The organism is Streptomyces sp. NPDC002888 (genome assembly GCF_042888465.1).
Classification (GTDB): domain Bacteria; phylum Actinomycetota; class Actinomycetes; order Streptomycetales; family Streptomycetaceae; genus Streptomyces.
On record NZ_JBIAPU010000037.1, the window covers coordinates 1 to 25,786 of the forward strand.

Genomic DNA, 25,786 nt, shown 5'->3' on the forward strand with positions numbered 1-25,786 from the left:
TCGGCCCGCGCGTGTCCTTCACCAACACCCCCAGATCCATCAGCCGCTCCGCCACCTCACGCCCGCTCCCACACTCCGGCGCGACATCGACCCCCCCCCCCCACCCCCCCCCCCCCCCCCCCCGCCCCCCCCCCCCCCCCGCCCCCCCCCCCCCCCCCCCCCCGTCGTGTGCGACGTGTTCTCATCTCGCCCGCCCGTTGCTACGGTGCCCGACCTGACGACCCATCAGCTGCCGTGGCTGCTCTGCCGGGAGGCCCGCATGCGCGCCCTGATCGCCGCCGCGACCGGCCTCGCCGTCGCGCTCGCCCTGGTGTTCACCCTCACCGCGCTCGGCACACCGGCCGGCCATACGTCCCCCAAGCCGATGCTGACCACGGTGCCCGCACACCCGTGACCCCCCGCCCGGGAAGGAGGCCGAGATGCGCCGCAAGGCCAGTCTGATCCTGCTCGCCCTCGCCGTGCTCTTCGCGGCACTGTCACCGTTGATGCGCTGGTACGCCTTCCCGCGCCTGGCCAAGATCCCGGCCGGCCAGTACCAGGACATGGTCCTGGAGGCGAAGGACGCCACCCTCCTCGACTACGGCACGATGAAGGCGAAGAAGGTCCCCAAGGTCACCATCGTGCAGACCCTCAAGGGCAACGTGGAGGCCGCAGAGAAGATCGAGAAGACGGCAGGAAGGGACGTCGTCGTCTGGGACGGCCTTTCCTACGTCCAGGGCCCCGACGGCAAGATGGTCTCCAAGGTCCCCGAGCGCTACATCTTCGACGCCCACACCCAGGAACCCGTCCACGCCACCGGCGAGATGGTAGACGGCGACCCCGTCAGACGGGAGGGCATCGAGTTCAAGTGGCCGTTCCTGACGGAGAAACGGGACTACGAGTACTTCGACGCCCAGGCGCGTGTGACGGCCCCCATTCATTACAAGGGCACCCAGAACTTCCGCGGCGTGAAGGTCTACTACTTCGAGCAGACCATCCCCTGGACCCGGGTCAGGATGCCCAGGACCATGCCCGTCGAAGGCATCACGCCCGAGACGGTCGCCAAGACCGGCACGACCCGCTGGTACACCACCGTCCGCAAGTTCTGGGTCGAACCCCTCACCGGCGCACCCGTCTACGGCGAGGAGATCCACCAGGAGGAGCTGCGCGGCGGCACCCTGCTCGGCGGCCGCGAGAAGGTGACGGCCTTCGCGGGGCACGTGAAGATGCGCGAGGACTACGTCGAGCACACGGTCGCCCTGGTCAAGTCCAACCGCACCCTGGTCCTGCTGATGACGTCGTACCTGCCGTGGGGCTTCCTCACCCTGGGCGTCCTGCTGCTGGCCCTCTCCCTCTACCTGGAGGCACGCGGACGCCGCCCGGCCGATCCGGCGCCCACCCGCACCGGCGACCCGGAACCGGTCACCGCCTGAGCCGTGCGTTGGTGTGCCGGGTCGGCTCGGCGGTGGCGGGGTCCTCGGGCCACGGGTGCTTCGGATACCGGCCGCGCAGTTCCGCCCGTACGCCCTTGTAGCCGTCCTTCCAGAAGGAGGCGAGGTCGGCCGTGACGGCGGCGGGCCGCCCGGCGGGGGAGAGGAGGTGCACCAGCAGCGGCACACCCGCCACGGCGGGCGACCGCTCCAGCCCGAACATCTCCTGCAACTTCACGGCGAGTACGGGCTGCTCCGGGTTGCCGTAGTCGATCCGGATCCTGGACCCACTCGGTACGGTGATCCGCTCCGGCGCCAGCTCGTCCAGCCGCCCGGCCTCCCCCGAGGCCCACGGAAGCAGCCGGGAGAGGGCATCCCCCGCGTCGATCCGCGCGAGATCACCCCGCCGCCGGGCCCGGCCGAGCTCCGGCTCCAACCACTCGTCCACACGCGCGTGGAGCGCGCCGTCGGACACGTCCGGCCACGGCTCACCCAGATGCAGACGCAGGAACGCCAGCCGTTGCCGCAGCCCACCCGCCTCCGGCGACCACCGCAACACCCCGAACCCCTCCTGCCGCAGCCCCTCGACGAGCGCGTTCCGTACGAGCACGGGATCGGCGTCGGCCAACGCCCGCACCGCCAGCTCCACCGCCCCCAGCCGCTCCACCCGCCGCGCGACGATGTCCCCGCCGGCCCAGTGGACCTCCTCCCGCTCGTCGAGCAGCGCCCCCGCGGCCAGCCGGGCGATCCCCTCGTCGACGACAGCCCCGAGCTGCACACGCGCGTGCCCGCTGCCGACCGGCCGATCCGCCACGGCCACAGCGATCCAGGGGGCACCCCGCAACCCACCGCCCTCCCGAAGCTCGGCGCGGGTACCGGAAACCATGAGGTAGGACCCCCCGTCGGCCCTCGCCAGCCGCTCCGGGAAGGCAAGGGCGACGACGAGCCCGGCGACCCCGTCGTCCGTGGCGGCGACAAGCCCCCGAACCAGACCCCCCGGACCCACCGACGCCCCCTGGCCACCCGCGACGCCCGCTCCCGGGTCCGCCTGCCCGCCCGCGGGGTTCGCCTCCGAGCCGGCCGCGTCGGCCTGCGCGCCCGCGACGCCCGCTCCCAGGGCCCCCGGAGCCGTAGGTGTGCCCTGGACGGTCAGCTCTGCCGGAAGAGAGTCACGGGTGGGTGGATGGGCGAACTCCGCGGCGACGGCCCGCAGGCGCCGTACTTCCGCACGCCACCGCCCCGCATAGGCGTCACCCCCGCGCCGGGCAGCCCGCAAAGCCGCCGCGAGGTCGTCCCCGTACTCCCGCGGCGCCTCCTCACTCAACAGCGCCACGACCTCCGCAGCCCGCTCCGCACCGACCACCGGCGCCGAGTCCAGCAAGGCCCGCCCCAGCCGGGGATGCAACCCCACGCGCGCCAGGCGCACGCCCCGATCCGTGGCCCGCCCGACGGAGTCGACCGCCCCGACCGCCGACAGAACGCTCCGCGCCGCCGCCATCGCCCCGCCCGGCGGCGGGTCCAGCAACGCCAGCCCGGAGGCGTCCGGATCTCCCCAGCACGCCGTCTGGAGGGCGAACGCGGTCAGGTCGGCCACCTTGATCTCGGGGGACGGGAAACGCGGCAGACGCGCGTCCTCCGCCTCCGCCCAGCACCGGTACACCGCACCCGGCGCCTCACGCCCGGCACGCCCCGCCCGCTGCCGCCCCGACGCCTGCGAGGCCCGTACCGTCGTGAGCGCGCTCAACCCGCGCGCGTGGTCCACGCGCGGCTCACGCGCCAGCCCCGAGTCGACGACGACCCGCACACCCGGAACCGTCAGCGACGACTCGGCCACGGAGGTGGCGAGCACGACCCGGCGCCGCACCCCGGGAGACAGCACCGCATCCTGCACGGCCGCCGGCGCCCGCCCGTGCACCTGGAGCACCTCCACGTCCCCGGCATCGCGCAACTGCCCGAGCTGCCCGGCGACCCGCGCGATCTCGCCCACGCCCGGCAGGAAGCACAGGACGTCCCCCGTCCGCTCGGCCAGCGCCCGCCGCACCACCGACGCCACGTGCGTCAGCAGAGCGGGGTCGACCCGCATGCCGTGCGGCGGCCGTACGGGACGTACCGGAGGCGTCCAGACCACCTCCACCGGATGCGCCGCACCCTCCGCCTCCACCACCGGCGCCCCGCCCAGCAGTCGCGCCCACCCCTCGGCGTCGGTCGTCGCCGACGCCGCCACCAGACGCAGCTCCGGCCGCAGCGTCTCCCGTACGTCCCACAGGAAGGCCGCAGCCGTGTCGGCGTCCAGATGCCGCTCGTGGCACTCGTCGAGCAGCACCACGTCGACGCCCGCGAGCTCCTGGTCCCGTTGCAGCCGCTGAAGCAGCACGCCGGTCGTGACGACCTCCACGCGCGCGCGGCGGCCGACCACCCGCTCCCCGCGCACCGTGTAGCCGATGCTCTCGCCGACCTTCTCGCCCAGCAGCCACGCCATCCGCCGGGCCGCCGCCCGCGCCGCGATCCGCCGAGGCTCGGCCACGACCACGCGCCGCGCCGGCCCCTCGTCCAGCAGCCCCGCCAGCGCCAACGGCACCAGCGTCGTCTTGCCGGTGCCGGGCGGCGCCACCAGCACGGCGGTGCCGTGCCCCTCCAGGGCGTCGTTCAGCGCGGGCAGGGCACCGCGTACGGGCAGCGCGTCCAGAGCGTCGTAACGGATCACGCCCCTAGTGTCGTACGCCCCCGAAGCGACCCCGTAAGACCTCAGTCCCGCTCGCACACGAAGACAGCCGTCCCCGGAATCAGGTTCCCGCGCAGCGGCGACCAGCCGCCCCACTCCGACGTGTTCCAGGCCGGCCACTCCGGCTCGACGAGGTCGACGAGACGGAAGCCGGACGCCACGATGTCCCGGACGCGGTCGCCGAGCGTCCTGTGGTGCTCCACGTACACCGCGCGGCCGTCATCGCCCTGCTCGACGTACGGCGTGCGGTCGAAGTACGAGGCGGACACCGACAGCCCCTCGGGGCCCGGCTCGTCCGGGAACGCCCAGCGGACGGGATGGGTGACCGAGAAGACGAAGCGGCCGCCCGGACGCAGCACCCGGCGCAGCTCGCGCAGCACCAGGCGCGGGTCCGCCACGAACGGCAGCGCCCCGTACGCCGAGCACGCCAGGTCGAACGAGGCGTCCGCGAAGGGCAGCGCGCCCGCGTCGGCGCACACCAGGGGGAACGATCCGCCGATGCGCAGCGCGTGCTGGAGCTGGCGGTGGGAGAGGTCCAGGGCGACCGGCCGTGCCCCCTGGGCGGCCAGCCAGCGCGAGCACTGGGCGGCGCCGGAGCCGATCTCCAGGACGTCCTTGCCCTTCAGCTCCTCCGACGGGCCCAGCAGCTCGGCCTCCACCTCGTCGAGGCCCTCGGGGCACCACACGAAGCGGTCGTCACCGAGGAACGTGCCATGTTCGACCTGGTACTCGTCCGCGTTCCGGTCCCACCAGCCGCGGTTGGCGCGCGAGCTCTCCGTGACATCGGCATCACGCCGGGTGGCTTCCGGTTCGAACGCATCGGACTCTTGGATGATCGGCTCCCTCGTCGTACTCTTCCGTTCATCCCGTCGCAGGGGCGTCGCGGAAGAGGTCTTTCAGGCCTGCCTGGCCTCGTGGGACGTTTCTTGTGCCGGGAATGCGGCGATCCGCCCCGGGTGTGCGGCTTCGCGCATTGACCCTGCCTGGCTGCCCCCGTATGCTACAAGTTGCGCTGCGGGCCTGCGCTCCTCAGACGTAGCAGGCTGCGCTCGCATCTGTTGTATGTCCCCTCGGTTGTCGAGGCGCCACCGGTGTTTTGAGTGGCGCTTCCTTGGCTGTCCGGCTTCTTCAGAGCGAAACGGGCTCCCGGCGTAAGCAGTACCTACGACTCAATGTCCGTACCGGAGCCCTTTCCCACATGACGAGCAGCACCGAGACCACCGCCACCACCCCGCAGGTTGCGGTCAACGACATCGGTAACGAGGAAGCCTTCCTCGCCGCGATCGACGAGACGATCAAGTACTTCAACGACGGCGACATCGTCGACGGCGTCATCGTGAAGGTCGACCGGGACGAGGTCCTGCTCGACATCGGTTACAAGACCGAAGGTGTAATCCCGAGCCGCGAGCTCTCGATCAAGCACGACGTCGACCCCAACGAGGTCGTCGCCGTCGGTGACGAGATCGAGGCCCTTGTTCTCCAGAAGGAGGACAAGGAAGGCCGCCTGATCCTCTCGAAGAAGCGCGCCCAGTACGAACGTGCCTGGGGCACCATCGAGAAGATCAAGGAAGAGGACGGCATCGTCACCGGTACCGTCATCGAGGTCGTCAAGGGTGGCCTCATCCTCGACATCGGCCTCCGTGGCTTCCTCCCGGCCTCCCTGGTCGAGATGCGCCGCGTCCGCGACCTCCAGCCCTACGTGGGCAAGGAGCTCGAGGCGAAGATCATCGAGCTGGACAAGAACCGCAACAACGTGGTTCTGTCCCGCCGTGCCTGGCTGGAGCAGACCCAGTCCGAGGTCCGCCAGACGTTCCTCACGACCCTCCAGAAGGGTCAGGTCCGCTCCGGTGTGGTCTCCTCGATCGTCAACTTCGGTGCCTTCGTGGACCTGGGTGGCGTCGACGGTCTGGTCCACGTCTCCGAGCTGTCCTGGAAGCACATCGACCACCCCTCCGAGGTTGTCGAGGTCGGCCAGGAAGTCACCGTCGAGGTCCTCGACGTCGACATGGACCGCGAGCGTGTCTCCCTGTCGCTGAAGGCGACCCAGGAAGACCCGTGGCAGCAGTTCGCCCGCACCCACCAGATCGGCCAGGTCGTGCCCGGCAAGGTCACGAAGCTGGTTCCGTTCGGTGCGTTCGTCCGCGTGGACGAGGGCATCGAGGGTCTGGTCCACATCTCCGAGCTGGCCGAGCGCCACGTGGAGATCCCGGAGCAGGTCGTCCAGGTCAACGACGAGATCTTCGTCAAGGTCATCGACATCGACCTCGAGCGCCGTCGCATCAGCCTCTCGCTGAAGCAGGCCAACGAGTCCTTCGGTGCCGACCCGGCCTCGGTCGAGTTCGACCCGACCCTGTACGGCATGGCCGCGTCGTACGACGACCAGGGCAACTACATCTACCCCGAGGGCTTCGACCCCGAGACCAACGACTGGCTCGAGGGCTACGAGTCCCAGCGTGAGGTGTGGGAGAACCAGTACGCCGAGGCGCAGCAGCGCTTCGAGCAGCACCAGGCTCAGGTCATCAAGTCCCGCGAGGCCGACGCTGCGGCTGCGGCCGAGGGCGGCGACGCCGCGGGTGCGGCTCCGGCCGCGGGCGGTGGCGGCGGCGGTTCGTACTCCTCCGAGGGCCCGGACAACTCCGGCGCACTGGCCTCGGACGAGGCGCTGGCCGCGCTGCGCGAGAAGCTGGCCGGCGGCCAGAGCTGATCGCTGGCCGCTGAGGCTCAGCCGATAACTGAGGGCCCGCACCTTTCGAGGTGCGGGCCCTCAGCGTTGCCCGGAAGCGGTTGTCGTTCGGCTGCCGGTCGTGGGGGCTTGTCGCGCCCACGCGGCGGAGCCGCATATCGATACTGCCCCGCGCCCCTGCCGGCGTTGCCCTTGCCCTCTCTGAGAAGGGCGTGCTCGTCACCTGATCAAGGGCCTGGGGCGGGAATGCCCGCGCCTCCACGCGCGTTGGGATGGAGGAACACGAGGAGGAGCGGTCCAAGTGCTTGATCCGCAGGGTTTGTACGCATGGGAGCCGAAGGGGCTGGCCGTCGTCGACATGGCGCTGGCCCAGGAGTCGGCCGGTCTTGTCATGCTCTACCACTTCGACGGATACATCGACGCGGGCGAAACCGGCGACCAGATCGTCGACCGGCTCCTCGACTCGCTGCCCCACCAGGTCGTCGCCCGCTTCGACCACGACCGGCTCGTGGACTACCGCGCGCGCCGCCCGTTGCTGACCTTCAAGCGCGACCGTTGGAGCGAGTACGAGGAGCCGGCCATCGAGGTGCGGCTCGTGCAGGACGCCACCGGAGCGCCCTTCCTGCTGCTGTCCGGCCCCGAGCCGGACGTGGAGTGGGAGCGCTTCGCCGCGGCCGTCCAGCAGATCGTGGAGCGGCTCGGCGTCCGCCTGTCCGTGGACTTCCACGGCATCCCCATGGGCGTCCCGCACACCCGGCCGGTCGGTCTCACCCCGCACGGCAACCGCACCGACCTCGTGCCGGGCCACCGCAGCCCCTTCGACGAGGCCCAGGTCCCCGGCAGCGCCGAGGCCCTCGTCGAGTACCGCCTCATGGAGGCCGGGCACGACGTCCTGGGCGTCGCCGCGCACGTGCCGCACTACATCGCCCGCTCCCCCTACCCGGACGCCGCGCTGACCGTCCTGGAGGCTGTCACGGCCGCGACCGGACTGGTCCTGCCCGGCATCGCGCACGCCCTGCGCACGGACGCCCACCGCACCCAGACGGAGATCGACCGGCAGATCCAGGAGGGCGACGAGGAACTCACCGCTCTCGTCCAGGGCCTTGAGCACCAGTACGACGCCGCCGCCGGCGCGGAGACCCGGGGCAACATGCTCGCCGAGCCCGTCGACATCCCCTCCGCGGACGAGATCGGCCTCGAGTTCGAGCGCTTCCTGGCGGAGCGGGAGGGCGACGGCTGACGCGGCCGACTCCCACCGGGTGCGTTGTCGGAGGCAGGCCCTAAGCTTCCGCTCATGCTGAAGGTTGGCCTGACCGGCGGTATCGGTGCCGGTAAGAGTGAGGTGTCACGGCTGTTCGTCGAGTGCGGTGCCGTGCTGATCGACGCGGACCGCATCTCGCGCGAGGTCGTGGCCCCGGGAACCCCAGGGCTCGCGGCGATCGCCGACGCCTTCGGCCCGGAGGTGCTGGCGGCGGACGGCAGCCTGGACCGCCCGAAGCTGGGCTCGATCGTCTTCGCGGACCCCGACCGGCGCGCCGTCCTGAACGCGATCGTGCACCCCCTGGTGGGCGCCCGCTCCCGCGAGTTGGAGGCCGCCGCCCCCGAGGACGCAGTCGTCGTCCACGACGTCCCGCTCCTCGCGGAGAACGGCCTCGCACCGCTCTACGACGTCGTGATCGTCGTCGACGCGAGCCCCGAGACCCAGCTCGACCGGCTCGTACGGCGGCGCGGGATGACCGAGGAGGACGCCCGCGCACGTATGGCCGCTCAGGCGACGCGCGAGAAGCGCAGGGAGATCGCGGACATCGTCATCGACAACGACGTACCGCTTCAGGAACTCCACCGGCGGGTGCGCGAGGTGTGGGCGGAGCTCGCGGAGCGGGCGTCCGCGAGCGGCTGAGAGGCCGCACGGGGCCCTGACCGGGACGCCGACGCCGTAACGGATGGGGAATATCAGCCACGGTCGCGGCGTTGAACCGCTTGAGTGAGGGAAGGACTTTTCCGTGCCCGATACCAGCGGTTCGACCGGACGTTCTCCGGAGACTCACGTCATCGACTACCGTGCCGCCGAGCAGCTGCTCGCCGCACGGGACCCGCGGGGCGCGGTGAAACTGCTCGACGGAGTCATCGCCGCGCACCCCGAGAACACCGCCGCCCGGCTGCTGCGCGCACGTGCCTTCTTCGCGGCCGCGCAACTACGGCCGGCGGAACTGGAGTTCACCATTGTCCTCGAGCGCGAGCCGGACAACGCGTTCGCGCATTTCGCGCTCGCCCGCACCTACGAGCGTCAGGGCCGCGATGACCAGGCCAAGCGCCACTTCCGCCTGGCGGCCGCGCTGGACCCGAATCCGCAGTACCTGAAGGCCGCCCGCTTCGACTCGTGAGCACCGGCCCGGCGCACGTCTGCGCTACGGGTAACGGTGTCGCGGCGGATCATACGGCGGGATGTCGCGGCCCGGCTGATAGTGCGGGCCCTGCCTGATGTGCCTGAGGATCATCGCCATGTCGACGGTGATCACCAGCCACAGCACCCCGCAGGCGGCCGCCCACCCGGGACGCCCGGCGAGTGCGAACGCGGCCGTTCCGAAGATCGTCCAGAGCAGCCCCCACACGGTCAGCCAGAACCGGACCCGCAGTGCACTGCGCGCCGTCGTCGGCTCACTGCCCGTACGCATCGGGATCACTCCTCCTCCCCAGCAACGTACTCTTCGGGTCGGACGTTCTCCAAGCCGTCCCACAAGGGGGTTGACCGCGTGCTTCCGGACGCCGACGAACTGGCCGAGGCGCTCCTCGACCTGGCCGTACCGCACGAGGACATCAACGACGTCGTACGCATGGGCCGACGGGTGAGAGACGACCCCGAGCTGTTGCACGCCCTGAAACAGGCCGTCGAGGAGCTGGTCCGGGACATGGGCGAGATCCGCGGCATGGTCGAGCTTGGCGACCTCGACTGGCCGTCGGGTCCCCTCCAGCGGTTCTTCCCGCTGTACGTCCTCGTCGCGGCCCTGCCGCAGATACGGGCGCACCATCGCGACCGGGGTGTACCGACGGAGGTCGCCCGGCGCACCCTGGCCGACGCCGGCCGCAACGTCGCCGCGCACCGCAGGACGTACGGCACGGGCGGGATGCTGGTGCCGCGCTGGCTGTCGCTGCACTTCCACGGCGAGCTGTACCAGCTGGGGCGGCTGCAGTTCCAGCGCGACCGGGCCGGCCGACGGGCGGGTGCCTCCATCGCGGCGGAGGGGTTCGGCCACGGCCCTGGAGACCTGGGGCTCGGCCTGCACATACCCGACTACCTCGGCCCGTTGACCCCGGATGCCTGCGACCGGTCCCTGGCGCTGGCGCGGGAGTTCTTCGTCCGCCACTACCCCGAGGAGCCCTACCGGGTGGCGACGTGCGCGTCATGGCTGCTCGACCCGCAGCTCCGGGAGTACCTGCCCGAGGACTCCAACATCGTCCGCTTCCAGGAGCGGTTCCGCATCAGCCACATGGCGACGGAGCCGGAGGACGACACGCCGATCCGCTTCGTCTTCGGCACGGGGGGTGACGTGCCGCTCGACCGGTTGCCCCGCAGGACCGTCCTGGAGCGGGCGGTCGCGGACCATCTGCGGAAGGGCGGGCACTGGTACGTGGGGCACGGCTGGTGCCCGTTGTGAGCGGTGGGCGGGGCCCGGTTCGGGCCCTGCCGGGCTTGAGGCACTCGAACGGGTGAACCCGGGACGGGTGGGAACTGCCGTGCGGACGTGGGCCGTTGATCGGGCATGGAACTGAAAGTGCGTACGGGATATCAGGGGACGGGGCCCGGGGCGATCACCCCGGACGGATGTGCGGTCGAGCTCTACTCACGACTGCCCGTCGGACCCGAGCCGGACATCATCGCCGCGGCCGTGCCGGCAGGCGCGAGCATTCTGGAACTGGGCAGCGGCGTGGGCCGGATGACCCACCCGCTCCTGGCGCGCGGGTTCACGGTCACGGCCGTGGACGAGTCCGCGGAGATGCTGGAGCGCGTCCGTGGCGCGCGCACGGTACTCAGCCCGATCGAGGACCTCGACCTGGGCGAGACGTTCGACGTCGTGCTGCTCGCGTCGTTCCTCGTCCACAGCGGCGACGTCGAGGTGCGACGGGGGCTGCTGCGCACCTGCCTACGGCATCTCGCGGACGGCGGCTTGGTGCTGATCCAACGGGAGGGCGAGGACTACCACACCGACCTGCCGCGCGAACGGGTCCACCCGACCGGCTTCACCTCGAGGATGGTGTCGTCGGTACCGGTTGGAGACGGTGTCAACTCGGTCCACGCGGAGTACGAGTTCCCGGACGCGATATGGACACAGACGTTCCGGGCCCGGCCGATGACCCGGGAGGAGTTCGAGGAGGCACTGGCGGAGGTGGGGCTGAGGGTGGACAGATATCTGACGGAGGACCGGATCTGGGTGAAGGCGGTGCCGATGAGTTCCTGAGCAGGCGTCGGTCTACCTCTGTGACAGCACAACGGCCGCTGCACACAGGAGACCCCGATGTCCGAGACCACCGATCCCTCCGCCGCCACCGCTTCTGCCACGACCGCGCGGGGCCGCCGGGCCCGCATCGCCCTGCGCGCTCTGCAGGTGGTGCTCGCCCTCTTCTACGCGATCGCGAGCGCGCTGCCCAAGCTGATCGCACACCCTTCGGCGGCCGACTCCTTCGACACGATGGGCTGGGGAAGCGGGGCGATGTACACGATCGGTGCGCTCGAACTGGCCGGTGCGGTCGCCCTGTTGGTTCCGGTGCTCCAGTCGGTCGCGGCGGTGGCGCTGAGCGCGCTGATGGTGGGTGCGTTCGTCGTCCAGCTGAGCTACTTCGACGGTCAGAACGCGGCGACCCCGCTCATCCTGATCGTGCCGCTCGCCCTGATCGCCTGGGCCCGGCGGGAGCACAACGCCGAGCTGCTGCGACTGGTACGGCGCCGGGCGTGAGCGCAGGTGCTCAGCGCGCGCCCGGGCGGCCACCCGGGCCACCTGGGCTGCCGCCTGGGTTGCCCGGGTGGCCGCCCAGGCCGCCGAGGCCGCGCAGCCGTTCCAGTTCGCGGCGGTCCCGCTTGGTCGGGCGGCCGGCACCACGGTCGCGGATGCCGGCGGGAGCGACGGTCTCGCGGGGCGGGGGCGGAGGGCTGTTGTCGACGTAGCACTGGACGGCGACCGGGGCGCCGACCCGCTTGCGGATGAGGCGCTTGACGACCACGACCCGCTCGTGGCCCTCCTGCCGGAAGCGGACCTCGTCGCCGACGCGCACGGAGTACGCGGGCTTCACACGCTCGCCGTTCACCCGCACGTGGCCGCCCTTGCAGGCGGCGGCGCCCTGGGAGCGGGTCTTGATCAGACGTACGGCCCAGATCCAGCTGTCGATGCGCACGCTCTCACCGCCGGCGGGCCCGGCGGCCTCGGCAGCGGCCACCGCGGCGGCGACGTTCGGGTCCACGCGATCCGTGCCGGCCGGGCGGGTGCCCTCTCGCGGGGTCGCGTCCGTCCCCGCCCCGCCCGTCGTGTCGTGGTCCGCGCCCTCAGAAACCATGTCTCGACCTTAGTCCCCGGTGCAGGTCGAAGCAGACGGGAATTTCCGCGCGGGCGTCCCCGGTGATGTCGGACGGCGTCGGCTCCACGGGGTGCGGGGCGGACTGGGCGTCGTCGGCGGGCGGGAGGGCGTGGGTTCTACGGTGGGGGCATGGACAGCAGCGCCGCCGCAGGCATCCCCGGCCTCGATCAGCGCGTCGTCGGGTGCCGGGCCTGCCCGCGACTGGTCGAGTGGCGGGAGGAGGTGGCGCGGACCAAGCGGGCCGCTTTTGCCGAGTGGACGTACTGGGGGAGGCCGGTGCCGGGCTTCGGGCCGCAGGACGCGCGGTTGCTGATCGTGGGGCTCGCTCCGGCCGCGCACGGCGGGAACCGGACGGGCCGGATGTTCACCGGGGACCGGTCGGGGGACGTACTGTACCGGGCGCTGTACGACGTGGGGCTGGCGAACCAACCGAGCTCGGTGAGTGCCGACGACGGCCTGGAACTGTACGGCGTGCGGGTCACCGCGCCCGTGCACTGCGCGCCGCCCGCGAACAAGCCCACCCCGAAGGAGCGGGACACCTGCCGGTCGTGGCTCGTGCAGGAGCTGCGGTTGCTGCGGCCGACGCTGCGGGCCGTGGTCGTGCTCGGGGCCTTCGGCTGGCAGGCGGCGCTGCCCGCGTTCGCGGAGGCGGGCTGGGGAGTGCCCCGGCCGCGGCCGGCCTTCGCCCACGGGACACGCGTGTCCCTCGACGGGCCCGAGGAGCCCGGTCGGCCTGACCGGCCTGACTGGCCCGAGCAGGTCGACCGGCCCGGCCGCCTCGACCTCTTCGGCTGCTTCCACGTCAGTCAGCGCAACACCTTCACCGGTCGGCTCACGCCCGAGATGTTGCGGGAGGTGCTGCGCACGGCGGCGGGGGCGGCCGGTCTGCCGGGGCGGAATTGAGGGGACCGGGGCGGCGTACGGATCGTAGGCTGCCCGGATGGGTCTGTATCCGGAGATCGAACCGTACGAGCAGGGAATGCTCGATGTCGGCGACGGCAACAGCGTGTACTGGGAGACCTGTGGGAACCCGCGCGGCAAGCCCGCGCTGGTGCTGCACGGGGGGCCGGGTTCGGGGAGCTCGCCGTACTTCCGGCGTTTCTTCGACCCGGACGCGTACCGGATCGTGCTGCTCGACCAGCGGGGTTGCGGGCGGTCCACGCCGCACGCGAGCGCGTACGACACCGACATGAGTGTCAACACGACGGCTCACGTCATGGCCGACCTGGAGCTGCTGCGGCGGCATCTGGGGATCGAGCGGTGGCTGGTGTGGGGGGTGTCGTGGGGCTCGGCACTGGGGCTGCGGTACGCGCAGACGCATCCCGGGGTGGTGTCCGAGCTGGTCCTGACCGGGGTGGCGACGGGGTCCGATCCGGAGGTCGCCCTGTTGACCAGAGGCTTGGGGATGATCTTCCCGGAGGCCTATGAGCGATTCGTCGGCGGGCTGCCCGTCGGTGAGCGCGGCGGCAACCTCGCGGCCGCGTACAACCGGCTGCTGGAGTCGCCCGACCCGGCGGTGCGGGAGCGGGCGGCGCGGGGTTGGACGGACTGGGAGACGGCGACGATTCCCGCGCCGCCGGGGTCGGTCGCGCGCTTCGAGGACCCGGTGTTCCGCATGGGCTTCGCCCGCACGGTCACGCACTACTTCGGCAACGGCCACTTCATGGGCGAGGGCGACGAGGCGGGTGTGGTGCTCCGGGACGCCCCCGCGCTGAAGGGCATCCCGGGCACCCTCGTCCAGGGCGGCCTCGACTTCGGCAACCTCCTGGGCATCGTCTGGCGGCTCCACCACGCCTGGCCCGGCAGTGAGTTGGTCGTGGTCGACGAGGTGGGGCACAACGCCGGCGCGCCGGACATCGCGGAGATGCTGGTGGCGGCGACGGACAAGTACGCCCGCCGCCGCTGACCTCAGAGCGGACGGGCCGCCGAGACGGGCCGCTGGTCGAGGGTGTACGAGGTGCCGTTGACGCTCCACCGGTAGCGGCAGAACTCTCCGGTGGTGTCGTCGGCGTAGAACATCATGTGGCCGATGCCGACGCCCTCGAAGTTGGTCACGTCGTCGACCATGCGGGTGTCGGGGAAGGCGGCGTAGGTGGGCTTGTCGTACATCCCGTGCGGGCTCGCCGTGCAGTCGATGACCTCGACGGCGTACTGCGTCTCGCCTCTGTGGGTCGCGGAGCCGGTGTAGACGCCCTTGACCTGGCGGACCATCACGATGTGCCCGGTGCTGCCCTCGACGCTGCCCTGGTAGTCGACCGCGACGAGGTCGCCCGGCTGGAGATCGGCGACCTTGCGGATCCGCTGGAAGCGCGGGCCGGCCGTGCCGTCGACGAACGCGCGCCGGTAGTCGGCGGCCTCCGGGATGCGGTCGTGGAAGTACTGGGTGAAGTAGTCGTCGCTCGCCCATGCGTAGGTGTGCTTGAGCACCCAGGTGAGGAAGGACGAGCAGCGGGCGTGTGAGATCCAGGTCGTGAGGTCGGAGGGGGTGCCCCAAATGACCGTCGACGAGGAGTCGATCAGATAGCGGTTGTTGGCGTCGGCCGTCCGGCCGCTGATGAGGTCGACCTCGGCGGCGGTCAGGGCGCGGTCGTAGGCCCGTACGTCGTCGATGGAGCCCTTGAAGCGGTTGACGGGCGCGCTGTCGTAGCGGGCGCGGCCGATGTTGAAGCCCTCGGTCGCGGCCCAGGACACGGTGGCGTCAACGCTGCTCTGCAACGCCCCGTCGACGTAGAGGTGGATGCGGGTGCCGTCCCACACACCGGTCAGGTGGGTCCATACCGCGGGCTTGGCGGCGTCGGTGGAGACGGCGGAGATCTTGACGCTCTGGTCGGCGCTGCGCACCTTGAACGCCCACTTGCGGACCGTGTCGTCGTACTGCAGGAGGAAGCGGCTGGCCGTGGTGCCGTCCTGGCTGACGGCGGTGTACATGTTGTCCTGAGAGGCCGTGTCCGACAGGCGCACCCACGCCGAGACCGTGAACGGGGCGGTGGTGTCGAGGACGGAGCTCGTGGCGGCGTACGCGCCTGGGTTTCCGTCGAAGCTCAGCTCGCTGCCGGCCCGCAGTGTCGTCCAGGACGCGCCCGAGCCGAGGGTGACGGGCCGCTCCCGGCCGGAGCGGTCGGCGGGGGTGCCGTCCAGTGGCCAGTGGCCGACCAGTCCGGCCGTGAGGTGCCCGGCGGCGAGGAGCCGCTGGTACTGGACCATGCGCTCGGCCTCCGCCAGATGCGGTGCTGTGACGGGGGTGAACGGAGTGTTCAGTGGGGCGTCGGCCGCCGCAGTCCCCGCGCCGCCGATCACGCCCGTCATCGCACCCGCCCCCACGAGTGCGGCTCCGCTCAACAGCCCACGTCTGCTGACCATGTTCTCTCCGTCCCGTTTCTCGGCTCAGGCGCCTCAGGCGACTGCAGGGTCGGGAGAGTCTAGGCAGACGGGTGTTCGAAATGTGCCCCGAACAAGTGATGCACCGTCGACCGGTAGTTGGCCTGCACATGGGCGAGCGCGTGGGCCCGCGCCCGCTCGGGGTCCCCGGAGGCGATGGCGTCGTACAGGTCACGGTGTTCGGTGAGGAGTTGGGGCCACTCCTCGTTCTGCCGGGTGAGCCAGCGCAGGCGGCCGTCGACCGGTTCCATGACGGAGATCAGCAGGTTGTTGCCGGCCAGGGCGAGGATGCGGTCGTGGAAGCGGGTGTTGACGTCGGTGATCGCCTCGGCGTCCCCGACCGCGGTGGCGCTCGCCGCGCTCTCCAGCAGTTCACGCAGCTCCGTCAGCGCCTGAGGTGTCGCCCGTGACGCGGCCAGTCCCGCCGCGTACACCTCCAACGCCTCGCGCAGCTCGAAGAGTTCCTTGACGTCGGTCGGGGTGAGCCGGCGCACGACCGTGCGGCGCGGGGTCTCGAACAGGACGAAGCCCTCGGCGACCAGGGCCCGGATCGCTTCCCGGACCGGTACGCGGGAGACCCCGAACCGCTCGGCCAGCTCGCGTTCGACGAGCCGGTCGCCGGGACCCATCCGGCCCGCGATGATGTCCTGCCGCAGGGTCTCCAGGACCCGCTCGCGCACCGCACCGAGCGGTTCGATCTTCGCCATGGGGCCATCTTCGCCGACGCGAGGACTCTTTTACGCAGCCGTAACGACATGGACATCGGTCGAAAGGGTTGACGGCAGGACCATGACCGCAGTTTGGTATACCAAACACGGTTGGCAGCATGAACCGGAATGCAATCCTCCGCCGTCCCCTCGATTATGGAGGCCCCGTGTCCCTCGCCGATCCCGCCGAAGCCACCGGCGCACCAGCGTTCGTCCCCGACCCCCGGCTCACCAACGAAGACCTCGCGCCCGCGGGCAAGCGGAACTGGAAGGTCTTCGACCTCTTCGCCATGTGGATGTCCGACGTCCACAACCTCGGCAACTACACCTTCGCCGCCGGCCTGCTGGTCCTCGGCATGAACGTGTGGCAGGTCTTCACGTCCCTGCTCGTCGGCTTCGTGCTCATCTACATCGGCATGAACTGGATGGGGAAGATCGGCCAGCGCCACGGCGTGCCCTTCCCCGTCGTCAGCCGCATCAGCTTCGGTGTGTGGGGCGCCAACATCCCGGCGCTGATCAGGGCCGTGATCGCCATCATGTGGTACGGCATCCAGACCTACCTGGCGTCCGTCGCCGTCAACGTGATGCTGCTGGCCGCCTGGCCCGGCCTGGAGTCCTGGACGCACCACTCCTTCCTGGGCCTGGACGCGCTCGGCTGGGTGTCCTTCGTGTCGCTGTGGCTGGTCCAGGCGGTGATCATCAGCCAGGGCATGGAGTCGGTGCGCAAGTTCCAGGACTTCTGCGGACCCGCGATCTGGCTGGTGATGATCGCGCTGGCCATCTGGATCCTCGCCAAGGCCGACTGGAGCATCTCGCTCACCTCCACCCCGCACCCGGTCCCGGTCGGCGAGCAGTGGCGGCAGTGGTTCGGCGCGATCGGCTTGATCCTCGCCACCTACGGCACCCTGATGCTCAACTTCTGCGACTTCTCCCGCTTCGCGCCCGACTACAAGACGGTGCGGCGTGGCAACTTCTGGGGCCTGCCCATCAACTCGACGGCCTTCGTCGTCGTGTCGGTCATCGTGACGGCCGGCTCGCTGGAGGTGTTCGGAGAGGCCATCACGGACCCGGCCGAGCTCGTCGCCAAGGTCGGCAACACCTGGGTGCTCGTGCTGGCCGCGTTCACCTTCGCCGTCGCCACCATGGGCGTCAACATCGTCGCCAACTTCGTCTCGCCGGCGTACGACCTGGCCAACGTCTGGCCGCAGAAGATCACCTTCAAGATCGGCGGCATGATCAGCACCGTCGCGGCGCTGGTGGTGACCCCGTGGAACCTCTTCTCCAACCCCACGGTCGTCAACTACTTCCTCGGCGGCCTCGGTGCCTTCCTCGGCCCGCTGTTCGGCGTGATCATGGTCGACTACTACTGGGTCAAGCGCGGCCGCATCGACGCCGACGAACTCTTCGACGCCCGCCCCGGCTCCCGCTACTACTACCGCAAGGGCGTCAACCCCAAGGCGCTGTGGGCGTTCCTGCCGTCGGCGGCGGTCGCGGCGGTGCTGGCGCTGGTGAAGACGTTCAGCGACGTGGCGCCGTACTCCTGGTTCATCGGCACGGCGCTGGCCGCCGGGCTGTACGCGGTCCTGTGCAAGGCCGAGCGGACCGCCCCCGAGATCGTTCCCGACACCGCCGAACCCGTGGAGGCATGAGAAGCGTGCGGATCGTCGTCACCAACTGCAACACCACGCAGGAGATGACCGAGGAGATCGTGCGAGGTGCCCGGGCCGCCGCAGGTCCGGGCACCACCGTGACCGGGCTGACCCCGGCCTGGGGTCCCGAGTCCGCCGAGGGCTGGCTCGACAGCTACCTCTCGGCCGCCGCCGTCCTCGACGCGGTGCGGACATGCGACGGACCGCCGTACGACGCCGTCGTGATGGCCGGCTTCGGGGAGCACGGGCGCGAGGGCGTACGGGAGCTGGTCGACGTACCGGTCGTCGACATCACCGAGGCGGCGGCGCATCTCGCGTGTCTGCTCGGGCGACGGTACGGCGTCGTCACCACGCTGGAGCGGACGTGCGGGCAGATCGAGGACAGCCTGGAGCTGGCCGGGGTGGGGCGCAACTGCGCCGCCGTGGTCGGCACGGGCCTCGGCGTCCTCGACCTCGGCGACGACGAACGCACCGAGGCGGCGTTCCTGACGGCCGCCGGACGGGCCCGGGACGCGGGCGCCGAAGTGCTGGTGCTGGGGTGCGCGGGGATGACCGGCCTGCAACAGGTGGTGGGGGAGAAGCTGGGCCTGCCGGTCGTCGACGGGGTCGGAGCGGCGGTGAAGCTCGCGGAGTCGCTCGTCGCGCTGGGGCTGCGGACGAGCCGGGCGGGGAGCTACGCGCGGCCGCTGGACAAGCGGCGGGAGTGGGGGGCTTCGGCGGGGTGAGCCGGGTATTGGCAGACACATGACCCGCTGTGTGCAACCGCTTGGTTGCGCGAAGGTGTTCCGAATGTGCAACCTACGGGTAGCGCATCCGGACGAGACGAGGTCGCCATGATCCCCGACACCATCGAACGTGCCATCGTGATCGACGCCCCCCTGGAACGGGTCTGGTCGATCCTCACCGAACCCGCCTTCCTCGGCCGCTGGTTCGGCAACGGCGAGCCCGTCCGGCTCGACCTGCGCCCCGGCGGCCTGCTCCTGTTCGACCACGGGGTCCACGGCGCCCTCCCCGCCCGCATCGAGACGGTCGAGCCGCCCCGCGTCCTGTCCTGGCGGTGGTCCCAGGGCGCGTCCGGTGAGGAGCCGGACGACGCCAACGCCACCCTCGTCGAGTTCACCCTGGCCGCGGACGAGCCGACGGGAGGCACGCGCCTGACCCTCGTCGAAAGCGGCTTCGCGCGCCTCGGGCTGCCGGGCGACGAGGCGGCGGTTCGGCAGCGCGCCAACAGCCAGAACTGGCCCGGGAAGCTCGACCAACTGCGTACGCACTGCGCGGCCGCCGCGGCATGATCCCCTCCGGCGACGACGAACAGGCCGTTCTGGTGGCCCTGGCCGACCCGGTCCGCCGGGAGATCCTCACCGTCCTCGCCCGGCAGGGCGGAGCGACGACGACCTCCCTGGCGGCCGGTCTCCCCGTCACGCGGCAGGCGGTGGCCAAGCACCTGGCCGTCCTTGACCGCGCCGGTCTGGTCAGCGCCCACCGGGCCGGGCGTGAGGTCCGCTACGAGGCCGACCTGCACCCCCTGAAACGGACGGCGCGCTGGATGGACGAGTTGGCCGCAAAGTGGGAGGTCCGGCTCCAGGCGATCAAGGACCTGGCGGAGGGGACCGATCAGCCCTGAGCCCCCGGCTGCCAGGCATATCGCACATCGGGCTCCCGCTCCTCGTTGTCCCTGCCGTCCGTGTACTCCACGGCGGAGAAACCGTGCCGCTCGTAGAAGCGGTGTGCGGGCTTGTTGACCTGGAAGGTCCACAGCGTCAGCCCGCCCGGCCTGCGCCCCTTGGCCAGCGACATGAACCGGTCGCCGATGCCGTGCCCGCGCCACCGCGGGTCGAGGTAGAGCTGGGACAGCAGCTCGCCGTCGAGCACCATCAGCCCCACGATCGCGCCCCCGGCCTCGGCCACCCATGTCTCGTGGAGCGGCACCACCACGTCCCGGATGTACGCCCGCACCGCGTCGTCGGAGTGCGGCCTGACGACCGTGGGCAGCGCGGCGGTGAAGGAACGCAGCCACACGTCGGCCGCGGCGGCGGCGTCCGGGGCGGCGGCGCGGCGCAGCGCGACGGTGACCTCGGTGCTCATCGGCGGGCCTCTTCCGCTACGACGGCGGCCTTGTCCGGTACGACGGCGGTCGCGGTGATCTCCACGAGCTGCCCCGAGTAACCGAGGCAGGTGACTCCGAGGAGCGTCGACGAGTGCGGCCCGAGGCTGAGCCCGGACGCCTCGACGACGTCCCAGACGGCCGAGAGCACCGCCGTCTCACCGCTCACCACGTACACGTCCGTCACCACCACGTGCGCCAGATCGCTGCCGACCGCCCGCAACTGCTCCTCCAGGTTGGCGATCACCTGTTCGGCCTGCCGTACGGGGTCCCCCGGCCCCACCAGGTTCCCGTCACCGTCGAGGGGGACGGAACCGGCGAGGAACGCGAGCTTCGTGCCGGCCTCGACGACGGAGGCGTGCGCGTAGGTGGGCGGTGGGAAGAGAACAGGGGTGGTGACGCGCTGGATCACGTGAACTCCCGGGAGACGACAGGGCAACCTGCCGATCATCCGCAGCCGCGTACATCGACGCATCCGAGTTTTTTTCGCTCGACAACACCGCCGACCGACGGACAGGCTGCCCCCATGCGCAGAAAACTCCTCGGGCGTTTCACCGCGGCGGACTTCTAGCGGGCCACGCCGGAAGTCCCGGCGGGCCCCCGGAGGTCTGCCATGTCCCGCACCGTCCACCACGTCCGCCCACGACACCGCAAGCATCCCGCGAACTCGCCGTACGGCCGTTCAAGCCTGGACACCGGTCACATCCTCACGGAACTCCGCTACAGCGAGCAGGAGTTGGCTCGTTCCCGGCGCGAGGGACGCCGTCCTGTGCCGGCCGCCGTCGTACGGGGCTTCGTCGCGCGCACCTACCCCCGCAGCCTGAACACCGATGTGAGCGGCCCGTACGAGTCACGGGCGCGCGCCGCCCTTCAGGTCTTCCGTACGACCGCCCGCGCGCGCCTGCGCGCCGCCGCGCCAGGCGACCTCCTCACGACGGCGGAGGAGCTGGACCACCCGCCGACCCGCCACCGACACACCGACCTTTGGTAGGCCTGACCGATCCCATGGACTTCCTCGACACAGCCGCCGACCGCCTCGCCGCGCTCCCCACCGTCGAAGCCGTGGCCCTCGGCGGCTCCCGCGCCCAGGGAACCCACCGGCCCGACAGTGACTGGGACCTCGCCGTCTACTACCGCGGCGCCTTCGACCCCGCCGACCTGCGCGCCCTCGGCTGGGAGGGCGAGGTCTCCGAGGTCGGGGGCTGGGGCGGCGGCGTCTTCAACGGGGGTGCCTGGCTCACGATCGACGGGCGGCGGGTCGACGTGCACTACCGGGACCTGGACGTCGTCGAGCACGAGTTGGCTGAGGCGCGGGAGGGGCGGTTCCGGGTGGAGCCGCTGCTGTTCCATCTCGCCGGGATCCCCAGTTACCTGCTCGTCGCCGAACTGGCCGTCAACCGGGTGCTGCGCGGCACGCTGCCCCGCCCGGAGACCTATCCCGAGCCACTGCGGCGGACCGCCTGCGAGCGCTGGTACGGCACCGCCCGCGCCACCCTTGACTACGCCACCGCCAACCATGCCGCCGCCGGACGCCTGACGGAGGCCGCCGGGGCCCTGGCCGTCGCCGCCGCGCAGACGGGCCACGCGGTGCTGGCGGCGCGGGGGGAATGGGTGACGAACGAGAAGCGGCTGCTGGAGCGGGCCGGGCTGCGCGGGGTCGACGAGATCGTTTCCGGTCCGGGGTTCGGCGAGGCGGTGGCGGCGAGACTCGAAAGGGCCCGCGTGCTCTTCGAACGGTCCATGGCGGCGGCGCGGGAGCAGTTGCGTTCATAAAGAACGCGGGGTTCGCGCGAAGTGTCACGTCGCCGAAACCTGAGGGATGCTCCGCCTCCAAGAACCCTTCCTAAGGTGAATACCACCAGCCCGGTCGCCGTCGCCCGAAGGCACACCCCCGCCCTCGTCACGACAGGAGCTCCGTGTCCCCGCGCCTGCCTGTTCCCGTTCGCGTATTCGCTCTGCCGCCCTGGCTCGCCCACGCGCTGGGCGCCCAGCGCGGACCGGTGCCGTGGAACGCGGTCCTCAGGGGAGCGCTGGCCGGCGGACCGCTGTTGATCGTGGCCCTGGCGGCCGGCCGGACCTCGCTCGGCGTCGTCGCCGCCATCGCCGCCATGCTCGCCGGGATCAACGACAGGCCCGGCAGCCGGCGGGCCTCCGTCAGGCGGATCGGCGGGCCCGCGCTGGCCGGTGCGGTCGGGATGTTCGCCGGGACGTACGCGGGGGAGCACACCTCGGCCGTCCCGCTGACCCTCCTCCTCACCGGACTCGGGCTCGTCGCCGGAGGCATGAGCGCCGTCGGGCCCGTCGCCTCCGGGGCGGGCACCCAACTGCTCGTCGCCGCGGCCATCGGGGCCGGGATGCCCCTCCCGGTGCCCGCCTGGCAACGGGCGCTCGCCTTCCTCGCCGGCGCCGGCTGGCTGCTGACGCTGCGGCTCGTGCTGCCCACGCCCGGCTCCCTCGCCGGTGACTTCCGGTTCGACGGGGAGCGGGACGCCGTGGCCCGTGTGTACGACGCCGTCGCCGAACTGCTCGACGCCGCCGGCACCGAGCACGCCATCGCCCGCCGTGCCGCCCTCACCGCCGCCCTCGACCACGCGCAGGACGCCCTCACCGGGCCCCGGCTGCGGCGCTACGCCGGCTCCGCGGCCGAACGGCGGCTGCACGCCCAGTACGCCGCCGCGCTCCCCCTCGCAGAGGCCGCGACCGCACTCGCCTGGGCCGGGGAGCCCGTCTCCGAGCGTGCCTGCGCGGGACCCCGGCGCCTCGCCGCCGCCGTACGCACCGGCACCCACACCGGTCCGCTGCCCGCGCCGCACCGGTCCGCGCCCGCCCTGCGCGCCCTCGACGACGCCCTGCTGCACGCCGCCGAGGCGTTCGACCAGGGGGAGGGACGCGACCTGCACACCCGCGGACGTACGGCCAGGCAGATGCTGCGTACCGCCTGCGGCGCCGGCGGGCGGGAGTACGGCCTGCGGGTCGCCCTCTGCTTCGGCGCCGCCGTCGCCATCGCGCAGGCGCTGCACCACAGCCACTGGTACGGGGAGCACGCGCACTGGTACTGGCTGCCCGCGACCGCCGTCTTCCTCGTCAAGCCCGACCTCGGGCCGCTGGTCTCCCGTGTCCTGTGCCGTGCCGCGGGCACCGTGCTCGGGGCCCTGCTCTTCGCCGGGTTCGCCGCCGTGCTGCCCCGGCCGGAGGGGCTCGTCGCGCTGGTCGCGCTCTGCGGCGCCCTCATCCCCGTCGCCACCCGGCACTTCGCCGCGCAGACCGCCGTCGTCACCCTCCTCGTCCTCGCCCTCGTCATGGTCGGCGGGGAGCCGCAGGCCTCCGCCGGCCGCATCGGGGAGACACTGCTGGCCTGCGCGATCGTGCTCATCGTCGGACACCTGCCGATGACGGGGAAGCGCGGCGGCGGAGTACGGGCCCGGCTCGCCGCGGCGGGCGGTGCCGCGCACGCCTACCTCGTCCACGTGCTCGGCGAGTCCGACGACCGGGCTGCCCGCTGGACCCTGCGGCGCGAGGCCTACCGCGCGCTCGCCGAGGCCCGTACCGCCATCGCCCTCGCCGCCGCCGAACTGCCCGCCCTCGCCCGGCACACGGAGGGCACCGACGAGGTCGCCGACCTGCTCGAACGGCTCGTCGACACCACCACCGCGTGCGCCGTGCACCTCGACGACGCCGGACGGCTCACCCCCCGGCACACGGAGCGGCTCGCCGAACTGCTGCGCGAACTCGCCGCACAGCGCAAGCGGGTGGGCCTGCACTCTCCCGACGTGGCCGAACTGCCGCTCGCCGGGTGACGCGAACCCGCTCCCGGCGCGCCGACCGCGTCGTACGTTGGCCTCATGACGCCCACCTCCGCTGATCTCCTCATCACCGGATGCACCGTCCTCCTGCACGACGACCACGAGCACATCGGGTTCCGGGACGACGCCGCGATCGTCGTACGGGACGGCGTCGTCGAGTCGGTGACGAGCGCGGCGGCCGTCGACGGCATCGCCGCCGCCGAACGCGTCGACGCCCGTGGCCAGGTCGCCCTGCCCGGCCTGATCAACTGTCACACGCACGCCCCGATGGCCGCCCTGCGCGGCCTCGCCGAGGACCTGCCGACCGAGGAGTGGTTCAACGACGTCGTCTGGCCCGTCGAGTCCAACCTCGCCGCGAAGGACGTCGAGCTGGGCGCCCGGCTCGCCTGCGCCGAGATGATCCGCGGCGGCGTCACCTGCTTCGCCGACCACTACTTCGCCATGGACGAGGTCGCCGCCGTGGTCGCCGAGTGCGGTATCCGCGCCCATCTGGGGGAGGCGTACTTCTCCTCCCAGGGGCCCCAAGGCCGGGAGAGGTCGCTGGAGTTCGCGCTGCGGCACCGCGGTGGCGCCGGTGGCCGCATCACCACCGCCCTCGCCCCGCACGCCCCGTACACGGTGACCGACTCCGACCTCGCCGCCACCGCCGAACTCGCCCTCGCCCACGACCTCCCCGTACACCTGCACGCCGCCGAGAACCGCGACCAGACCGACACCAGCCTCGCCCGGCACGGCGTCACCCCCGTCGAGGTCCTCGACCGCACCGGGATCCTCGACACGGACGTCCTCATCGCCCACGGCACCGGCATCGTCGAACGGGACCTGCCCGTCCTGGAGCGGGCCCAGGGCCGTACGGCCGTCGCGACCGCGCCCCGGGGCTACCTCAAGTTCGCCTGGCCCACCACCACCCCGGTCCGTGCCCTGCGGGACATCGGTGTCCCCGTGGGACTCGCGACCGACGGCGCCGCCTCCAACAACTCCCTCGACGTGTGGGAGTCGATGGCGCTCACCTCGCTGATCCAGAAGTCGACCACGGGCGACCCGCGCTGGCTGACGTCCCGCCAGGCCCTCCACCACGCCACGCTCCAGAGCGCACGGGCCGTCGGCCTCGGCGAGATCGTCGGCGGCATCGCGCCGGGCCGGCGGGCCGACATCATCCTCGTCGACCTCACGGGGCCGCACACCCAGCCCGTCCACGACCTCGCCGCGACCCTTGTGCACAGCGCCCGGTCCTCCGACGTCCGCACGACGATCGTCGACGGACGGATCCTCATGCGCGACCGCGAATTGCTCACCCTCGACGTGCCCGCGGTCGTGCGGGAACTGGGGGAGCGGATGCCCGGGCTGCTGGACCGAAGCCACGGGAGGCGGATTCAGGAGTACGACACCTGATATTTCACGATCAGTGTGAAGATCGACACTGACCGTGTGCACGGTGATCGGTAAGTGATCAGATCCTCACACACTGCGGTGAACGGGTGTCAACTACGTCTCAGTAGCGTCACCGAGCGAGGCGTTTCCCTGTCCGAAGGCGTTAACTCCTACAAGTACGACGCTCTCGGGAGGTGCAGGGTGGTGAACGGGCGAACAGTGCTCGAACGCTTTCCCGCAGGTGGGCCGCGGGGATCGTGGCCGGCGGAGGAGTTCGCGCAGGCGCGGCGGCTGGAGGGACTGGCAGCCGAGGTCGTCATGGACCTCGCGACCGACACGTTCCTGGTGATCGTCCGGGGCGAGGGCGTGGGAGACCTCGCGGCCTGAGGCGG

The 25,786-nt window shown here is 71.7% G+C and carries 28 protein-coding genes; 20 read left to right on the forward strand and 8 right to left on the reverse strand.

Features of this window, described 5'->3' with window-relative positions:
* The first annotated feature begins 259 nt into the window (after positions 1-259).
* A complete protein-coding gene (locus tag ACFYWX_RS41125) occupies positions 260-394 on the forward strand; it encodes an SPW_0924 family protein (protein WP_389430409.1) in 135 nt (44 codons plus the stop codon).
* Positions 395-419: 25 nt separating this feature from the next.
* On the forward strand, positions 420-1,412 hold the full coding sequence (locus ACFYWX_RS41130) for a DUF3068 domain-containing protein (protein WP_389430266.1): 993 nt from the start codon (positions 420-422) through the stop codon (positions 1,410-1,412).
* Here ACFYWX_RS41130 and ACFYWX_RS41135 read toward each other — a convergent pair.
* Complete coding sequence (locus tag ACFYWX_RS41135; protein WP_389430268.1) at positions 1,402-4,113, reverse strand: ATP-dependent RNA helicase; 2,712 nt, start codon at positions 4,111-4,113, stop codon at positions 1,402-1,404. The two genes, ACFYWX_RS41130 and ACFYWX_RS41135, sit on opposite strands and share 11 nt — an antisense overlap.
* 41 nt (positions 4,114-4,154) lie before the next feature.
* Positions 4,155-5,006 carry a class I SAM-dependent methyltransferase gene (locus ACFYWX_RS41140; protein WP_389430411.1) on the reverse strand — a complete coding sequence of 284 codons (852 nt, stop codon included), beginning with the start codon at positions 5,004-5,006 and terminating at the stop codon, positions 4,155-4,157.
* Positions 5,007-5,329: 323 nt separating this feature from the next.
* Between ACFYWX_RS41140 and rpsA the strand changes: the two genes are divergently transcribed.
* From rpsA to ACFYWX_RS41160, 4 genes are all read left to right on the forward strand, one after another.
* On the forward strand, positions 5,330-6,835 hold the full coding sequence (gene rpsA, locus ACFYWX_RS41145; protein ID WP_389430270.1) for a 30S ribosomal protein S1: 1,506 nt from the start codon (positions 5,330-5,332) through the stop codon (positions 6,833-6,835).
* A gap of 280 nt (positions 6,836-7,115) precedes the next feature.
* Entirely contained in the window at positions 7,116-8,054 is a 939-nt protein-coding gene (locus tag ACFYWX_RS41150) for a PAC2 family protein (protein ID WP_389430271.1), read from the forward strand.
* Between the two features lie 54 nt (positions 8,055-8,108).
* On the forward strand, positions 8,109-8,714 hold the full coding sequence (coaE, locus tag ACFYWX_RS41155; protein WP_389430273.1) for a dephospho-CoA kinase: 606 nt from the start codon (positions 8,109-8,111) through the stop codon (positions 8,712-8,714).
* Between the two features lie 103 nt (positions 8,715-8,817).
* Entirely contained in the window at positions 8,818-9,198 is a 381-nt protein-coding gene (locus ACFYWX_RS41160) for a tetratricopeptide repeat protein (RefSeq protein ID WP_389430274.1), read from the forward strand.
* A 24-nt stretch (positions 9,199-9,222) separates the two neighbouring features.
* Here the strand turns inward: ACFYWX_RS41160 and ACFYWX_RS41165 are convergent, their stop codons facing one another.
* Entirely contained in the window at positions 9,223-9,489 is a 267-nt protein-coding gene (locus ACFYWX_RS41165) for a DUF6343 family protein (RefSeq protein WP_389430275.1), read from the reverse strand.
* A gap of 78 nt (positions 9,490-9,567) precedes the next feature.
* Here ACFYWX_RS41165 and ACFYWX_RS41170 point away from each other — a divergent pair, with 78 nt between their 5' ends.
* The 3 genes from ACFYWX_RS41170 (at position 9,568) to ACFYWX_RS41180 (ending at position 11,766) form a co-directional block, all read left to right on the forward strand.
* Positions 9,568-10,470, forward strand: a complete 903-nt coding sequence (locus ACFYWX_RS41170) for an acyltransferase domain-containing protein (protein ID WP_389430276.1) — start codon at positions 9,568-9,570, stop codon at positions 10,468-10,470.
* A gap of 105 nt (positions 10,471-10,575) precedes the next feature.
* The gene (locus ACFYWX_RS41175; protein ID WP_389430277.1) at positions 10,576-11,271 is read left to right on the forward strand and encodes a class I SAM-dependent methyltransferase; all 696 of its coding nucleotides are present in this window, start codon (positions 10,576-10,578) and stop codon (positions 11,269-11,271) included.
* A 57-nt stretch (positions 11,272-11,328) separates the two neighbouring features.
* Complete coding sequence (locus ACFYWX_RS41180; RefSeq protein WP_389430278.1) at positions 11,329-11,766, forward strand: DoxX family protein; 438 nt, start codon at positions 11,329-11,331, stop codon at positions 11,764-11,766.
* 10 nt (positions 11,767-11,776) lie between these two features.
* Here the strand turns inward: ACFYWX_RS41180 and ACFYWX_RS41185 are convergent, their stop codons facing one another.
* On the reverse strand, positions 11,777-12,361 hold the full coding sequence (locus tag ACFYWX_RS41185; protein ID WP_389430279.1) for an RNA-binding S4 domain-containing protein: 585 nt from the start codon (positions 12,359-12,361) through the stop codon (positions 11,777-11,779).
* A 150-nt stretch (positions 12,362-12,511) separates the two neighbouring features.
* On the opposite strand from ACFYWX_RS41185, the gene ACFYWX_RS41190 reads away from it, so the two are divergent.
* Together ACFYWX_RS41190 and pip are read left to right on the forward strand one after the other, a co-directional pair.
* Positions 12,512-13,285 carry a uracil-DNA glycosylase gene (locus ACFYWX_RS41190; RefSeq protein WP_389430281.1) on the forward strand — a complete coding sequence of 258 codons (774 nt, stop codon included), beginning with the start codon at positions 12,512-12,514 and terminating at the stop codon, positions 13,283-13,285.
* Between the two features lie 37 nt (positions 13,286-13,322).
* The gene (pip, locus tag ACFYWX_RS41195; protein WP_389430283.1) at positions 13,323-14,288 is read left to right on the forward strand and encodes a prolyl aminopeptidase; all 966 of its coding nucleotides are present in this window, start codon (positions 13,323-13,325) and stop codon (positions 14,286-14,288) included.
* Between the two features lie 2 nt (positions 14,289-14,290).
* Here pip and ACFYWX_RS41200 read toward each other — a convergent pair whose 3' ends face one another.
* Positions 14,291-15,742, reverse strand: a complete 1,452-nt coding sequence (locus ACFYWX_RS41200; protein WP_389430284.1) for a LamG domain-containing protein — start codon at positions 15,740-15,742, stop codon at positions 14,291-14,293.
* Positions 15,743-15,801: 59 nt separating this feature from the next.
* The gene (locus tag ACFYWX_RS41205) at positions 15,802-16,467 is read right to left on the reverse strand and encodes a GntR family transcriptional regulator (RefSeq protein WP_389430285.1); all 666 of its coding nucleotides are present in this window, start codon (positions 16,465-16,467) and stop codon (positions 15,802-15,804) included.
* 167 nt (positions 16,468-16,634) lie between these two features.
* Here ACFYWX_RS41205 and ACFYWX_RS41210 point away from each other — a divergent pair, with 167 nt between their 5' ends.
* From ACFYWX_RS41210 to ACFYWX_RS41225, 4 genes are all read left to right on the forward strand, one after another.
* Positions 16,635-18,116 (forward strand): NCS1 family nucleobase:cation symporter-1, encoded by a 1,482-nt coding sequence (locus ACFYWX_RS41210; RefSeq protein ID WP_389430286.1) that lies wholly within the window; start codon positions 16,635-16,637, stop codon positions 18,114-18,116.
* Between the two features lie 5 nt (positions 18,117-18,121).
* Positions 18,122-18,841, forward strand: coding sequence for an aspartate/glutamate racemase family protein (locus ACFYWX_RS41215; protein ID WP_389430412.1), 720 nt, complete (start codon positions 18,122-18,124; stop codon positions 18,839-18,841).
* 108 nt (positions 18,842-18,949) lie between these two features.
* The gene (locus tag ACFYWX_RS41220; protein WP_389430288.1) at positions 18,950-19,408 is read left to right on the forward strand and encodes an SRPBCC domain-containing protein; all 459 of its coding nucleotides are present in this window, start codon (positions 18,950-18,952) and stop codon (positions 19,406-19,408) included.
* Entirely contained in the window at positions 19,405-19,740 is a 336-nt protein-coding gene (locus ACFYWX_RS41225) for an ArsR/SmtB family transcription factor (protein WP_389430289.1), read from the forward strand. The genes ACFYWX_RS41220 and ACFYWX_RS41225 overlap by 4 nt, the downstream gene beginning before the upstream one ends.
* On the opposite strand, the gene ACFYWX_RS41230 is transcribed toward ACFYWX_RS41225, so the two are convergent.
* Both ACFYWX_RS41230 and ACFYWX_RS41235 read right to left on the reverse strand, forming a co-directional pair.
* Complete coding sequence (locus tag ACFYWX_RS41230) at positions 19,731-20,201, reverse strand: GNAT family N-acetyltransferase (RefSeq protein WP_389430290.1); 471 nt, start codon at positions 20,199-20,201, stop codon at positions 19,731-19,733. The genes ACFYWX_RS41225 and ACFYWX_RS41230 overlap by 10 nt on opposite strands.
* Positions 20,198-20,632 (reverse strand): RidA family protein, encoded by a 435-nt coding sequence (locus ACFYWX_RS41235; RefSeq protein WP_389430291.1) that lies wholly within the window; start codon positions 20,630-20,632, stop codon positions 20,198-20,200. The genes ACFYWX_RS41230 and ACFYWX_RS41235 overlap by 4 nt, the downstream gene beginning before the upstream one ends.
* A 201-nt stretch (positions 20,633-20,833) precedes the next feature.
* On the opposite strand from ACFYWX_RS41235, the gene ACFYWX_RS41240 reads away from it, so the two are divergent.
* From ACFYWX_RS41240 to ACFYWX_RS41260, 5 genes are all read left to right on the forward strand, one after another.
* On the forward strand, positions 20,834-21,211 hold the full coding sequence (locus tag ACFYWX_RS41240; RefSeq protein WP_389430293.1) for a hypothetical protein: 378 nt from the start codon (positions 20,834-20,836) through the stop codon (positions 21,209-21,211).
* Between the two features lie 14 nt (positions 21,212-21,225).
* Positions 21,226-21,993, forward strand: a complete 768-nt coding sequence (locus tag ACFYWX_RS41245; protein ID WP_389430294.1) for a nucleotidyltransferase domain-containing protein — start codon at positions 21,226-21,228, stop codon at positions 21,991-21,993.
* A gap of 143 nt (positions 21,994-22,136) precedes the next feature.
* Positions 22,137-24,017 (forward strand): FUSC family protein, encoded by a 1,881-nt coding sequence (locus ACFYWX_RS41250; protein WP_389430295.1) that lies wholly within the window; start codon positions 22,137-22,139, stop codon positions 24,015-24,017.
* Positions 24,018-24,062: 45 nt separating this feature from the next.
* On the forward strand, positions 24,063-25,415 hold the full coding sequence (locus ACFYWX_RS41255) for an amidohydrolase (protein ID WP_389430297.1): 1,353 nt from the start codon (positions 24,063-24,065) through the stop codon (positions 25,413-25,415).
* A gap of 183 nt (positions 25,416-25,598) precedes the next feature.
* Complete coding sequence (locus ACFYWX_RS41260; RefSeq protein WP_389430298.1) at positions 25,599-25,781, forward strand: hypothetical protein; 183 nt, start codon at positions 25,599-25,601, stop codon at positions 25,779-25,781.
* Positions 25,782-25,786: the final 5 nt, after the last annotated feature.

Excerpts from the sequence above, each read along its gene's own strand:
- ACFYWX_RS41125 (WP_389430409.1), top strand. The coding sequence starts at position 260 with ATGCGCGCCCTGATCGCCGCCGCGACCGGCCTCGCCGTCGCGCTCGCC.
- ACFYWX_RS41130 (WP_389430266.1), top strand. The coding sequence starts at position 420 with ATGCGCCGCAAGGCCAGTCTGATCCTGCTCGCCCTCGCCGTGCTCTTC.
- rpsA (WP_389430270.1), top strand. The coding sequence starts at position 5,330 with ATGACGAGCAGCACCGAGACCACCGCCACCACCCCGCAGGTTGCGGTC.
- coaE (WP_389430273.1), top strand. The coding sequence starts at position 8,109 with ATGCTGAAGGTTGGCCTGACCGGCGGTATCGGTGCCGGTAAGAGTGAG.
- ACFYWX_RS41165 (WP_389430275.1), bottom strand. The coding sequence starts at position 9,489 with ATGCGTACGGGCAGTGAGCCGACGACGGCGCGCAGTGCACTGCGGGTC.
- ACFYWX_RS41175 (WP_389430277.1), top strand. The coding sequence starts at position 10,576 with ATGGAACTGAAAGTGCGTACGGGATATCAGGGGACGGGGCCCGGGGCG.
- ACFYWX_RS41180 (WP_389430278.1), top strand. The coding sequence starts at position 11,329 with ATGTCCGAGACCACCGATCCCTCCGCCGCCACCGCTTCTGCCACGACC.
- ACFYWX_RS41185 (WP_389430279.1), bottom strand. The coding sequence starts at position 12,361 with ATGGTTTCTGAGGGCGCGGACCACGACACGACGGGCGGGGCGGGGACG.
- ACFYWX_RS41190 (WP_389430281.1), top strand. The coding sequence starts at position 12,512 with ATGGACAGCAGCGCCGCCGCAGGCATCCCCGGCCTCGATCAGCGCGTC.
- pip (WP_389430283.1), top strand. The coding sequence starts at position 13,323 with ATGGGTCTGTATCCGGAGATCGAACCGTACGAGCAGGGAATGCTCGAT.
- ACFYWX_RS41200 (WP_389430284.1), bottom strand. The coding sequence starts at position 15,742 with ATGGTCAGCAGACGTGGGCTGTTGAGCGGAGCCGCACTCGTGGGGGCG.
- ACFYWX_RS41205 (WP_389430285.1), bottom strand. The coding sequence starts at position 16,467 with ATGGCGAAGATCGAACCGCTCGGTGCGGTGCGCGAGCGGGTCCTGGAG.
- ACFYWX_RS41220 (WP_389430288.1), top strand. The coding sequence starts at position 18,950 with ATGATCCCCGACACCATCGAACGTGCCATCGTGATCGACGCCCCCCTG.
- ACFYWX_RS41225 (WP_389430289.1), top strand. The coding sequence starts at position 19,405 with ATGATCCCCTCCGGCGACGACGAACAGGCCGTTCTGGTGGCCCTGGCC.
- ACFYWX_RS41230 (WP_389430290.1), bottom strand. The coding sequence starts at position 20,201 with ATGAGCACCGAGGTCACCGTCGCGCTGCGCCGCGCCGCCGCCCCGGAC.
- ACFYWX_RS41240 (WP_389430293.1), top strand. The coding sequence starts at position 20,834 with ATGTCCCGCACCGTCCACCACGTCCGCCCACGACACCGCAAGCATCCC.
- ACFYWX_RS41245 (WP_389430294.1), top strand. The coding sequence starts at position 21,226 with ATGGACTTCCTCGACACAGCCGCCGACCGCCTCGCCGCGCTCCCCACC.
- ACFYWX_RS41255 (WP_389430297.1), top strand. The coding sequence starts at position 24,063 with ATGACGCCCACCTCCGCTGATCTCCTCATCACCGGATGCACCGTCCTC.